The sequence below is a fragment of the Methylothermaceae bacteria B42 genome (assembly GCA_001566965.1).
GTDB lineage: Bacteria > Pseudomonadota > Gammaproteobacteria > Methylococcales > Methylothermaceae > Methylohalobius.
Map to the genome: position 1 here is coordinate 215006 of LSNW01000032.1, position 12941 is coordinate 227946.

Here is a 12941-nt window from a genome sequence, read left to right on the forward strand (position 1 = left end):
ATGCTTTTTAAATCAAAGCCAATGATTTTCCCTTTCATCCCATCGGTTATTATTTAAAACGTATGGGATGCAAGAGGAGAAATCATTATGAGATATGACGTTTATTTCTGCCTATTAACCACATATATCCCGTGGGAAAAAGAAAATACAAAAAACTAGGTAATAGAGGAACGGCAGCGAGTTGCCAATTATCCGGTTTGTATGCCCAAACATCACCTTTGACAGGGTCAACCACTCCCAGAAAGGCATCTAATTCCTTGCTATATTTCCATTTTCCCAGCACCCCCCTAAAAGAAGCTTCTAAGCCCTCTAATGATGGCGCAATAGGGTCGTTTTCATTCGTTAGTAAATTTAATGTCCATTCGCTTGGGTTGTTTTTTACATCGGACGGTGGAAGCAATTCCCATACATCATAATCCCCGCCCCATAATATAAAACGTTGGCGCACAGGATCATAATCCATGCCGTAGTCGCCTAATTTCTGAAAATCAAAAACACCCCCAACTACCTGGGGCACAAAGTTTATATTCTTGTTGTTTTCTCCCGGTTCATCCAATAACCATAGATTAAAGTCTTTGGTTATTCCCGCCATTCTTAGGAAAAGATTATGGTCAGGGGAATAGGCTCCCGCCCCTTGGCCTGAAAAAGTATCACTGGCTGTACCTACTAACTCATAAGCATCTTGAGAAGGGTCACTCAGATCATTTACAGTATATTTAAATAAACTATTTTTGCTTTGTATATACAAGACATCTTTACCCCCTTCAGAGGTATAGGCTGTTGCCCCATTCACCATGGATTCTAATGCCCTTCCATTAATGTTCGAATTCAAAATATTATCCCGGTTTTGCCACATGTTTCCTCCAACTACCTGGGGATACTTGGCAGGATTGACTTGAGAACCGGTCGCGCCACCAACTTTGTTAGGATCAGCTTTGCTTGGATCCCAGAAATAAGGGCCTGACAAAATACTGCTATTACTGGCAAGGTCGGGTCGTCTAAATGGTCCGCTGCCATAGGCTGCTCCCCCAAAAGTTACGAAACGATCCACGGTGGGGAGGTATTCCGAGTTATCATATGTATGTGCCGAAACAGGCGCGTCATCCACGCCGAAGACTGAGGTGAACACCCCGCCCCAAGGATCATGGTCGAGAGGGGTAAATTTAATGGCACTAGGTAACGAAGCTCGCTCCCATTGTAATGTGGAAGCGCGCCAGCGGTAGACATCGTTGCCGGTATAGTTGGCGTGTCCGCCTCCATAAAAAATCAAGTCCCCCCGTTTGCTATCCCACGCCATGGAACTCCAAGCGCCAATAATCCTGCCAGGGTCCCCTTTAACGGTACCTTCGGGAGGGGGATTGGGTATTTGATCCGATGGTGTCCATACCTCCTGGAATTGATTCGTGTTCAGCTTGATCCAGCTATTTTCCGGAATGGTGTTTAATTTTTCGATAGCCGGGGAGATATCGGTAAATGTAAAGTTATCCGCATGAAGAAGTTTTAAAGGCAGAGTAGCGCTGACTAGCGCGGAGGTGAAACAGAGTGATTTTTTAAGTGTATTTTTATTTATCGAATTCCTCATTGTTGATGAGATTGCTTGGTTGTATGGCGTAAAAATAAATTTATAAACTTAAATTTCCATCTTTGCTGTTCTGTTTTTAGGGATTTTAAAGGTATAAACAGAAAGAAAATGGCATAAGAAAATCCTCCTACAAGTGTCATATATAATATATAATATATATCGTTGTTTTTTATATGATTAGGTATCCATGTTTCAGCAGCGAAAAGAGTGATAACTAAAATGGAATTCAATAAGATAGCGGGAGCTATAGCAAAAAAAATTCTCGATTTTTTTGCTTTTATACAACTGGTGGCTAAAAAATACTGATGAAAAGCGGTGTATATAAGGGAGAATACTACCGCCAAGGCAATACCCTTGAGCCCATGGGGGAGGGCGATAATGATAGATAAACACATAATGATTAAGCTTGAAACTAGAACAAACAAATCACGATGCAACCAATTTCTTGCGGCTAATACGTTAGAAGAGAGTGTGCTAACCATCCAAAAAGGCCAAGCATATGCTAATATCATTAAGGGAGTAGAAGATTCAACCCACTTTTCTCCGTATAAAACACTAACTATTGGTTTTGCCAACCACTCCAATCCTACGTAAACAGGTGTTGCATAGACAGCAAGAAGTGCGATGCTTCTAAAGAAAATGTATTGACACCTGTCATGGTTATCTTGTTCAACGGAAAGGACCCGAAATAATACTGGTTGTACTGATCCGGAAAAGAAAGTATGAGGCATCATGGCTAAGCTTTCACCTTTATTATAAAGCCCTACACTTGCGGGTCCCAGTGTGCGGGAGAGAATAAAAATGCTGACTTGATTCCTTAAGTAAAGAATAATGTCACTCATCGCCTTAAACATTCCATATTGTGCCAAATGCTTTCCCTTTTTAAAATCAAAATTAAATCTCGGCAACCATCTGGTAATTATAAACAACATAAATATATTTGTTATTGATCCAATAATTCCACCCCAAATTAAACTCCATACTCCAAAACCTTTGAAAGCTAGGATTATGCTGGATATCGATGAAATTAAAAGCGCTATGAAGTCTAAAAGCATTTTTAGTTGGAAGCGCATTTCTCTCTGCAGCATGCTGTTTGGCAAGTTGGCTAGCGGCCTATAAACAAAAGATATTGCAGATAATCTTAGAAGGTCGGTATATATATCATTGTTATACCATTTGGAAAACCATGGAGAAGAAAAATAAAATATCAAATAGATTAAAGTTCCAGCTAAGAATTGTAAGGTAAATACAATATTGTAATCTTTTTTTGTGACATTTTTTTCGCGTATCAGGGCTTGCACCATCCCTCCTCCAGCGAAAAAGCCTGCCAACCCGGTGAATACCTGAATTGTTAACAGCGTTCCAAATTCCTCCGGCGCCAATAGACGTGCTAATATAATTCCGGTAATAAAATTAAGTACATAATTGGCAGTGTTGCCTGTAAGAACCCACGAAATGGTAGAGTATAAATCTTTTTTTGTTGTCATTAATGGGTTCTTTCTGACTTTTGTGATTAGATTAGGTGAGGATTAAGAGTGTTTGATATGACTGACTACATACCGGTATTTGCCAGATTTATCTGGTACAATATCATTAACAATATCAATTGTTACATCGACATCATTACCCAACCTTTTTCGAATGCCCTCTGCGATTAACTTGTTTTTATCATCCGTCCAATGCTTGGGGTTTCGTACCAGTTTTATTTTTATGAATTTTGGGGATTTTTGAATAATTCTAAACTTTCTTACACCCGGGATATCCCGAACTACATATATTAGGGATAATGCGTGCATTACTGTTCCGTCAGAGCGGATGATAAAATCGGTTTGCCGGCCACTAATTTCTTTTAATACATTTAATCCTCGGCCTTTTTGACATGTTTCAGAACTCCATTTGGCCATATCTCCGGTACGATACCGTATAAATGGTTGAACTTCTGATGCCAGATTGGTAATTGTAACTTCTCCTATCTCACCATCAGCCACTGGGAGATTTTTATTATTAAGAAGCTCTATTATTATCCACTCCGAATTTACCAGCATTTGACCCTGGGGCGATTCCAAAGCCATGAGGCCGGCATCTCTGGCGCCATATTCATTGGCTACTGGTACGTTAAAGATTCTAGTTAAAAGTTCACGTTGGTGGGGGTATAGTGGTTCTCCTGTTGTACAGACGACCTTAAGTTGCGGAATTTTTATTTGTTTTCCTTCTTTTTCCGAATATTCGGCCAGTAAAGCTAGGCTGCTGGCATAGCCATAGATGCATTTGGGTTGATACGCATTCAAAATGTCAATATAGTTGGCCATGTGATGTTCGGACATCTCGAATGCATTTAGAAGCAATTGGTTACATAATCTATCTCGAATCTGTTTGATTTTGTCGGTACGATTTAATTCCGTAGGTGCGCCCCAGAGAAAAACTTCTCTGTCCCCAGGTTCTAATCCCCACCACTTTCTTGCCCTCATTCTGCATGCCGCATCCACTGCCTGACGTTTCCGCCCAAAGTAAAAAATCAATGGTTCTCCCGTTGAACCTCCGGTGTTGTAGCGATAAATTCCACCAGGAGCATCTTTCCAAACCATTTCGTTGCCATGGCGCCGAGCGTCTTCCTTGTCCATGAGAGGTAACTGCTTAAATTCGTCCCAGGTTAAATGCTTAGGGTCGATTCCAGCTTTTCTAATTCTTTCTGCGTGCCAGGGGCAATGATGAAGAGCGGAACTTAGAAGTTTACGCAAACGCTTAAGTTGTAAACGTTTAATTTCTTCACAGGTGAGGTACTGGGTTCGCTCTAATTCCGCCCAATATCCGAAGGTAGGGCGACCGAGCAAAGCTTCATGAGCTCTAAAAATATTCCTGCTAAAAATGCTTGGAAAGGACCAGGTACTTGTTTTAACGAGGGGCATGGATATAATCACATAAGTAAATGCGGGTGTAGTTCAATGGTAGAACCTCAGCTTCCCAAGCTGATGACGTGGGTTCGATTCCCATCACCCGCTCCAGCCCGGTTCTCAGACATTATGGTCCATTGAACAGGCCCCACCACCACAGCACGCCGTTATGGGGTGGCCGCAGTTCCCCTGATTACAGGCAGGCTCAGGGTTTTTCAAGGTTGTACTGGATATGACGTTTCCGCCAGTAATGAGCCTTTCTACCGGCGTATCTGGAGGGGTGTTTCCGGGGTCTATTTCTGCCAAGCGACAAAGCTCTCCCCAGGTTTGAATCGTATCGGTCATTCGGTGACGGACTTCAACCGTAGTCTGATTTGCTTTGCAAAAATAGTCGTAAGTAGGCATGGTGGTTTGTCAGGTAAAAGGGTATTTTATAAATTTTAGTTCAACGGAGACTGAATGGACCGCTTTATTCTCGATACTAGTATTTTCACCAACCCGGATGTCTATTCCCAGTTTGGCGAAGAGCCGCTGGTTGCCATGCACGCCTTTTTGAGCCTTGCCCGTAAAACCGGGGCGGAATTTTACATGCCCAGCTCTGTTTATGATGAACTTCAGCTGATGCGGGAGAAGACCGGGGTGCCCACGGAATTCGAGGCGGTAGTGAGGATTCGTTCCCCCCGGCGTTTCAATATCCAAATCCCGGCCGGCATATTATACGAATTTATTGAAGAGGTGCGAGTCCGCATCGACCGGGGTTTGAGAATTGCGGAGGAGCACGCCAAAATGCTTGGCGACGGTAGCGCGGAAGAAGATGTCGGACGGGTCATCAATCGACTGCGGGGGCGGTACCGGGAGGCGCTGCGACAAGGGATCATCGACAGCCGCGAGGATATGGATGTGTTGCTCCTAGCTTATGAAATGGATGGCGTGTTGCTTTCGGCGGATGCAGGGCTGAGAACCTGGGCGGATAAGGTGGGCGTCAAAATCATCATGCCCCATAACTTGCTTCATGTCATGGAGAAGCTAGTCGAATATCATTCGGCCTGACAACAAATCCCCCAGCATCCCGGTGAGGTGCGGGTAAATACGGTCGAATTCGAGCAGCCAGTGACCTTCTTCCTGATGCAGATCACGCTGCACGATTTTAATGCGTCTGCTGGCCCGTTTGAGGTGATTGAGCATCAATTCGGCGTTTTCTTTCTCCCGGAAACGGCAGCGGAATGTGGTATATACGCGATGTTCCCTGCGATAGTGCTCTACTGCCCGGTGGAGTCCGTCGAGAAATGCCCCTCCCAGATCCTGCTTCATAGTGGCGGAGGCGGTCAACCCATTCTCTTCTAAAAACAGTGCCAGCCGCAGTAACCGATTGGTGAAATATTCCGGGGGCAATTCCATCAGATTATCGGCGGCAGCGCGAATATCATCGATGTTGGAATTGCCGGTCACATATTTGGCCCGGTGATCCCGCTCCGAGTCTTCTTTGAAGACGATGCCTTCGTGCCATTTTTGGTGCAGATCCAAGATTAGATGGCGGATTGCCTCCACATTTTCTATCTCAAATCGGCCAAAACGCGGCACTGATGGCAAGCTGTATTTTTCAAGCAGAGTGAGTTTTTCTTCATAAGGGAAAAAACCAGGCTTGCCAACCGCCATTAAATCAAAGACAAACAACTGGATATCGGTTTTGACAAAAGGCGGATAGCTTTCCAGGTAAGGATTGTCGGGACCTGCGACTTCGGCGCAAACGATTATGCCCGGCTCCTTTTGGAAAATCTCCAAAGGCATCAGATCCGGCAGGCGGTCGGTGGTGAAGGGGCAAATGAATCCCCCGCGGGTCAATGCAACGATTTTGTCCCCTATGCGAGCGATCCTGACATTAAACCCGTTGATTTTTTCTTCCGCCCAGAATGGGGCTTGAAAGTGAGCTTTGAGACCGGCTTCCAGCGCCAATACCCGGCCAATATGGGGATAGCCAAAGACCACCTGTTCCCCAAACACGGCGGTGCCCCGGGGAATGTGTTTCCAATCGTCAATGGCGTGGTAATACTCTAATCCTTTAAAATCTTTCGTTAAAAACTTCTTTCTTTCAAGCGCTGCAGGCAGTTGTTGCAGAACAGTTTGGTCTGTGACGGTGATTGGCATGGCTTTCACTTCAGCGGTATGATGCATGGCATTGTAACTCTGCCCAGATGCCATGACCATGGAATGTCGCGTAGGTTGCGGCGCGTGCTGTATCGCGCCATCCATATCCAGCCCTATTCCGGGGATGCCGGAAGGCAAGCCTGCAGGAGTTCGTTGCATTCAGTTGACCGAAGATAATCGCTGCCGTTTGTTTGGGAAGCCCGAACGCCCCAGTGTCTGCATTCGATTTCAAGCCGAACTTGAAATGTGTGGAGAAAGCAGCACTGAGGCATTGATCAACTTGAAACGCCTGGAAAAGCTGACAGAAGCTTAAGCCACTAACCTTTTGTATTTGATTCGATGGGGCCGGTTGGCGTCATCCCCTAACCGCCGTTTACGGTCTGCTTCATAATCCGCGTAATTTCCCTCAAACCAGACTACTCGGCTGTCTCCTTCAAAAGCCAGCATGTGAGTGGCGATACGATCCAGGAACCAGCGGTCGTGAGAGGTGACCACGACACAGCCGGGAAACGCTAGCAAGGCTTCTTCCAGTGCGCGCAGGGTTTCCACATCCAGATCGTTGGTGGGTTCGTCCAGTAGCAATAAATTGCCGCCGCTTTTGAGCAGCTTGGCCAAGTGGACCCGGTTTCGTTCCCCACCTGATAAGTCCTTGATGCGTTTTTGCTGATCGGCGCCTTTGAAATTGAAACGGCCGACATAGGCGCGGGAAGGGGTCTTGTAATTGCCTACTTCAATCATGTCCAGGCCATCGGAAATTTCTTCCCATACGGTTTTGTCTGGGTCAAGGGATTCGCGGCTTTGATCCACGTAGGCCAACTGCACGGTGTCGCCAATGTGCAAGGTGCCTGCATCGGGTTGCTCCTGGCCGGCAATCATCCGGAAAAGGGTGGTTTTCCCCGCCCCGTTGGGACCAATGACTCCGACAATTCCGCCAGGCGGAAGATTGAAACTCAGTTCTTCAAACAAAAGCCTGTCGCCATAAGCTTTTTTTAATCCATCGGCTTCGACGACCAAATCCCCCAGACGCGGACCGGGCGGGATGTAAATTTCCTGGGTTTCGTTGCGTTTTTGGAATTCCTGAGATGATAGTTCCTCAAACCGGGCCAAGCGGGCCTTGGATTTGGCATGGCGCCCCTTGGGATTGCTGCGCACCCATTCCAATTCCGCTTTCATGGCCTTGATGCGGGCGTTTTCCTGCTTTTCCTCCATTTCCAGGCGTTTTTCCTTTTGCGCCAACCAGGAACTGTAATTACCTTCCCAAGGGATGCCATGGCCCCGATCCAGCTCCAGAATCCAGCCAGCGACGTTATCGAGGAAATAACGGTCATGGGTAACCGCTACCACAGTGCCGGGATATTCGTGCAGAAACCGCTCCAGCCAGGCAACCGATTCAGCATCGAGATGGTTGGTGGGTTCATCCAGCAGTAGCATGTCCGGATTGGACAATAATAACCGGCACAATGCCACCCGCCTTTTTTCACCGCCCGAGAGGGGGCCGATTTTGGCGTCCCAATCCGGCAATCTTAAAGCATCGGCGGCGACTTCCAGTTTGCGTTCCAGATTCCAGGCGTCGGCGGCATCTATTTTGGCCTGTAATTCAGCTTGTTCTGCCAGCAGCCTGTCGAAGTCGGCATCCGGTTCGGCAAAAGCATTGCTTATCTTTTCGAAACGTTTCAATAACGCCACGGTTTCCGCCACCCCTTCTTCGACGGCCTCGCGTACGGTCATTTCAGCGTCCAGTTGGGGTTCCTGGGGTAAAAAACCGATTTTGATGCCGGGCATAGGCCGAGCTTCGCCATCGTGTTCCTTATCCACTCCGGCCATTATCTTCAATAAAGAGGATTTACCCGAACCATTCAGTCCCAATACCCCGATTTTGGCGCCAGGAAAAAACGACAACGAAATATCCTTGAGAATGGTGCGGTTGGGCGGCACGGTTTTGCTCACCCGGTGCATGGTAAAAATATATTGGGCCATGGTTATCAATCAGATGGTTAAACTTGGGCAGGCATTGTACTGTATTTGTGGCAAAAGTGGATTGGCCTGTTTTGTAGAGAGTGAAAGATTCTGGCGAATGATCTTTCATTAAGGTGTAAAAAATAGACGAAAAATGTAGGAAAAAAATGAGATAACTGTCATAAATTTTTTCACTCAATTTGTGTGTTGCATGAAAAAACTAATTAAAACAAATAGATACAAGATTGGCATGGAAAGTGTATTTATACTTGCAGGAGAGGTTGTTGAGGGCACCCTTGTTAAGTATTTAATTTGGAGTGCCAAAGATGCGTTTATTTCAAAAAAGGTTTTTTCACTTAAGTTTAGTGTTAACTTTGACTTTGCCTGCTTTCTCCGTATCGGCGGTCCCTTTTGCCGTGGATGGTGATCTTAAAGACTGGATCAATCAGCCACAAGGCCAGGCTACAGATTGGCAACCTTATAAAACCAACGTTTTCTATTCTATAGAAGACCAATATAAAGATTTCCTTAATCCAGGCTATGGAGGCCAGGATTACGATGCCGAGGCAATGTATGTTGCCATTGATTCAGGTAATTTATACATCACCGTAGTATCCGGTGTTGACTCTTCCGTTATTGACTGGCCCCCTGGTGATATTGCCATTGATTTTGGAAATGACGACACTTTCGAATACGGTGTAGTGACTTATAGCGACGAAGATAATAGTAAAGGAGGGATAGGTTCGGCAGGTGACTTTTACGAAGTGTCAGAATGGAACTACGGGATCTGGGAGGATGATCCAAATACTGGATATAGTAAAAATGCTCATCCAACTAATATCAAGTCAGGTGAGAAAAAGGGTGAAGTGCCTTATTCACTCAATAAAGCCAAGTGGGATGGCAGCCAAATTTCTAAATTAGGAGCATATCCCACCAATTCAGACGACTCACATCAGCATTACGTTTTTGAAACCGCCATTCCCTTGAATCTATTTGACCCTAATCTGCTGGGGCAGAAATTCACCGTTCACTGGACCATGGCCTGCGCCAACGACTGGATTGAAGTGGATCCGGTTACCGTACCCGAACCGCCAGTAACTTTATTGATGGGTATTGGCTTGGCTGGTATGGCGATGCGTAAAGGCTTGAAGCGCCGACAGCCGGATAAGTAACCAAACTGATGTTACGCACTGTCATTTCGAGCGTAGCGAGAAATCTTGCAATCGCCCCAAAATGGATGCTGATGTGTCAGATTTCTCCCTCTGGTCGAAATGACAGTCAAGGATTGCGCAAGCCTGTGCCTATCTGCCGGTGGCTGCGTAACATCAGTAACCAAAGTTCAATGGTGCTCTCTTGATTGCTTGGTATTCTTAGAGGAATACAAAGGTAATCGATATCACAACGCCCTGAGATCAGGGCGTTTTTTTATTTCCGAGGGAAAATTTTGGCCGCGGGGAATGAGAACCCTTTAGAATAGTAACAATATAAAAAATTCGAGAAATTTGTCCAGGAGAGTGATTTTTATGTTCAGCAAAGGTATGGAAATTGCCGGATTTGATGACGATTTGTGGGCGGCGATTCAAAACGAAGTGCGGCGTCAGGAAGACCATGTGGAGTTGATTGCCTCGGAAAATTACGCCAGCCCCCGGGTGCTTCAGGCGCAAGGGACCGTGCTTACCAACAAATATGCGGAAGGCTATCCGGGCAAGCGTTATTACGGTGGGTGCGAGTATGTGGATGTGGTGGAAAGCCTTGCCATCGAACGGGCCAAGGCGCTGTTCGATGCGGACTATGCCAACGTCCAGCCCCATTCCGGTTCCCAGGCCAACGCGGCGGTTTATCTGGCGTTACTTCAGCCGGGCGATACGATTATGGGCATGAGCCTTGCCCACGGTGGCCACTTGACCCACGGCGCCAAGGTGAATTTTTCCGGCAAACTGTTTAACGCGGTGCAATATGGCATCAATCCCGAGACCGGCGAGATCGATTATGGCCAAGTGGAAGCGCTGGCAAAAGAGCATAAACCAAAGATGATTATCGCCGGATTTTCCGCCTATTCCCGGGTGGTGGACTGGCAAAGATTCCGGGAGATCGCCGATGCCATCGGTGCTTGGTTTGTGGTGGATATGGCTCACGTGGCGGGCTTGGTGGCCGCTGGCGTTTATCCCAATCCAGTGCCCCTTGCCGATGTGACTACCACTACAACCCATAAAACGCTTCGTGGCCCCCGTGGCGGGTTGATTTTGGCCAAATCCAATCCGGATTTGGAGAAAAAGCTCAATTCCATGGTCTTTCCGGGCACCCAGGGCGGTCCCTTGATGCATGTGATTGCCGCCAAGGCGGTTTCCTTCCGGGAAGCCCAAGGCCCGGAATTTCGGGATTACCAAGTGCAAGTGGTGGAAAATGCTCGGGCCATGGCGCAAACTTTCATAGAACGCGATTTCCATATCGTCTCCGGTGGCACGGACAACCATTTGTTTCTGGTGGATCTGATTGACAAGGGCATTACCGGCAAGCAAGCGGAGGAAGCGTTGGGGAGGGCCAATATCACCGTCAACAAGAATACGGTTCCCAACGATCCCCAATCACCCTTTGTAACCAGCGGCATCCGGGTGGGTACGCCGGCAGCGACGACTCGGGGTTTTGGGGTCAGGGAATGCCAGCAACTTGCCCATTGGATGTGCGATGTGATGAATAATATCGATGATGAAGATGCCATTGCCCAGATCAAGGACGAGATTCTTAAACTTTGCCGCCGTTTTCCAGTCTATGGCCATTGATGCAGAAAGAATGGATTACCCATGCACTGCCCTTTTTGTAACGCGCCAGATACGCGGGTAATCGACAGCCGCCTGACCCCGGATGGGAAAGTCAGGCGGCGGCGGGAATGCAGCGCGTGCAAAGAGCGCTTTACCACTTACGAAAGTGCGGAATTAACATTGCCAAGAGTGATTAAAAGCGATAACCGGCGAGAAGCTTTTGATGAGGAAAAACTGCGCTGTGGATTGCTGCGGGCATTGGAAAAACGGCCGGTAGCAAGCGAACAGGTGGATGCCTGTGTGCAAAAGATCAAAGAAACCTTAATGCGCCGTGGTGACCGGGAAGTACCCGCACGAATGATTGGGGAGATGGTGATGGATGAGTTGAAGGCTCTGGATAGGGTGGCCTATGTACGCTTTGCATCTGTTTATCGCAGTTTTGAGGATGTGAGCGAGTTCCGCAAGGTCATTGAAGGACTTGAAAGCGAGTCTTCCGATTAATCTTACATGACTCACTCAACAGATCATCATTGGATGGCCCGTGCCCTGAGGCTGGCGGAGCGCGGGTTATTTACGACCGATCCCAATCCCAGGGTAGGGTGTGTTTTGGTCAAAAATGGCCGCATTGTCGGGGAGGGGTGGCACAGAAAAGCCGGTGGACCTCATGCGGAAATTGAAGCATTGAAAGCCGCTGGAACCCACCCTCGCGGCGCGGATTGCTATGTTACCCTGGAGCCTTGCTGCCATCACGGGCGCACACCGCCTTGCACCGATGCCTTGATTAAAGCGGGGATCAAGCGGGTAATTGCGGCAATGATTGATCCCAATCCCCAAGTCGCCGGTAATGGGTTGCAAAAATTACAGGAGACGGGGATTGAAACCGCCAGCGGTATTCTGACCGGTGAGGCTGAATTGCTCAACCGGGGGTTTTGCAAGCGGATGAGGGATGGCCGCCCCTGGGTCACATCGAAGCTGGCCGCCAGCCTGGATGGCAGAACTGCTCTGGCTTCGGGAGAGAGCCGCTGGATTACCTCCAATGCCGCGCGCCGGGATGTGCACCGGATCAGAGCGCGCAGTTCCGCCATCATCACTGGCATCGATACGGTTTTGGCGGATAACCCTGCTTTGACAGCGCGGTTGGAGCCAGAAATAGAAGTCGTACAACCCATCCGCGTGGTAGTGGATTCCAAATTGCGCATGCCCATGGATGCAAAAATGCTTCGACTGCCGGGTGAAACCTGGATCGCCACGGTTGCCAATGATAAAGATAAACGGCAGGCACTGGAACAGCGGGGGGCTAAAGTATTGGTCTTGCCTGATGATGGGCAAGGGAGAGTGGATCTTCGGCAATTGATGGATCACTTAGGCGACAGGCAAATCAATGAAGTATTGATTGAAGCAGGTCCCCGGTTGAATGGCGCTCTGCTAAGTCAAGGATTGGTGGATGAGTGGCTGTTGTATTTGGCGCCTAAATTATTGGGGGATAGCGCCAGAGGCTTGTTCCATTTGCCAGGGATTGAGTCGATGACTGATTCCATCGGCCTTTCAATGACAGATATCCGTCTAATCGGCCCGGATCTAAGAATTCATTTTCATCAAGGTTAAAAG

Annotated in this window: 11 protein-coding genes and 1 tRNA gene; 7 read left to right on the plus strand and 5 right to left on the minus strand. The window is 47.5% G+C overall.

Features of this window, described 5'->3' with window-relative positions; translation table 11 throughout:
• Nucleotides 1-85 precede the first annotated feature (85 nt).
• From AXA67_12235 to AXA67_12245, 3 genes are read right to left on the minus strand one after another with little or no spacing between them, the layout of a single operon-like run.
• Nucleotides 86-1582, minus strand: coding sequence for a hypothetical protein (locus AXA67_12235; GenBank protein KXJ39823.1), 1497 nt, complete (start codon nucleotides 1580-1582; stop codon nucleotides 86-88).
• Nucleotides 1579-3069: a hypothetical protein gene (locus tag AXA67_12240; GenBank protein ID KXJ39824.1), complete on the minus strand. Its 1491-nt coding sequence runs from the start codon at nucleotides 3067-3069 to the stop codon at nucleotides 1579-1581. The genes AXA67_12235 and AXA67_12240 overlap by 4 nt, the downstream gene beginning before the upstream one ends.
• A 42-nt stretch (nucleotides 3070-3111) precedes the next feature.
• Nucleotides 3112-4488 carry a capsule biosynthesis protein CapK gene (locus AXA67_12245; GenBank protein KXJ39825.1) on the minus strand — a complete coding sequence of 459 codons (1377 nt, stop codon included), beginning with the start codon at nucleotides 4486-4488 and terminating at the stop codon, nucleotides 3112-3114.
• A gap of 22 nt (nucleotides 4489-4510) precedes the next feature.
• Between AXA67_12245 and AXA67_12250 the strand changes: the two genes are divergently transcribed.
• Nucleotides 4511-4584 (plus strand) — tRNA-Gly (locus AXA67_12250).
• A gap of 348 nt (nucleotides 4585-4932) precedes the next feature.
• Nucleotides 4933-5523, plus strand: a complete 591-nt coding sequence (locus AXA67_12255; GenBank protein KXJ39826.1) for a hypothetical protein — start codon at nucleotides 4933-4935, stop codon at nucleotides 5521-5523.
• Here the strand turns inward: AXA67_12255 and AXA67_12260 are convergent.
• Nucleotides 5500-6618 (minus strand): ATP-dependent DNA ligase, encoded by a 1119-nt coding sequence (locus tag AXA67_12260; GenBank protein KXJ40178.1) that lies wholly within the window; start codon nucleotides 6616-6618, stop codon nucleotides 5500-5502. The genes AXA67_12255 and AXA67_12260 overlap by 24 nt on opposite strands.
• Before the next feature lie 58 nt (nucleotides 6619-6676).
• Here AXA67_12260 and AXA67_12265 point away from each other — a divergent pair, with 58 nt between their 5' ends.
• Entirely contained in the window at nucleotides 6677-6931 is a 255-nt protein-coding gene (locus tag AXA67_12265) for a hypothetical protein (protein KXJ40179.1), read from the plus strand.
• On the opposite strand, the gene AXA67_12270 is transcribed toward AXA67_12265, so the two are convergent.
• Entirely contained in the window at nucleotides 6928-8595 is a 1668-nt protein-coding gene (locus AXA67_12270; GenBank protein KXJ39827.1) for an energy-dependent translational throttle protein EttA, read from the minus strand. The genes AXA67_12265 and AXA67_12270 overlap by 4 nt on opposite strands.
• Nucleotides 8596-8900: 305 nt before the next feature.
• Here AXA67_12270 and AXA67_12275 point away from each other — a divergent pair, with 305 nt between their 5' ends.
• The 4 genes from AXA67_12275 (at nucleotide 8901) to AXA67_12290 (ending at nucleotide 12938) form a co-directional block, all read left to right on the plus strand.
• Nucleotides 8901-9746 (plus strand): hypothetical protein, encoded by an 846-nt coding sequence (locus AXA67_12275; protein KXJ39828.1) that lies wholly within the window; start codon nucleotides 8901-8903, stop codon nucleotides 9744-9746.
• 351 nt (nucleotides 9747-10097) lie between these two features.
• Nucleotides 10098-11354, plus strand: coding sequence for a serine hydroxymethyltransferase (gene glyA / locus AXA67_12280; protein ID KXJ39829.1), 1257 nt, complete (start codon nucleotides 10098-10100; stop codon nucleotides 11352-11354).
• 21 nt (nucleotides 11355-11375) lie between these two features.
• Nucleotides 11376-11834: an NrdR family transcriptional regulator gene (locus AXA67_12285; protein ID KXJ39830.1), complete on the plus strand. Its 459-nt coding sequence runs from the start codon at nucleotides 11376-11378 to the stop codon at nucleotides 11832-11834.
• Between the two features lie 6 nt (nucleotides 11835-11840).
• Complete coding sequence (locus AXA67_12290; protein ID KXJ39831.1) at nucleotides 11841-12938, plus strand: bifunctional diaminohydroxyphosphoribosylaminopyrimidine deaminase/5-amino-6-(5-phosphoribosylamino)uracil reductase; 1098 nt, start codon at nucleotides 11841-11843, stop codon at nucleotides 12936-12938.
• The last annotated feature ends 3 nt before the right edge of the window (nucleotides 12939-12941 follow it).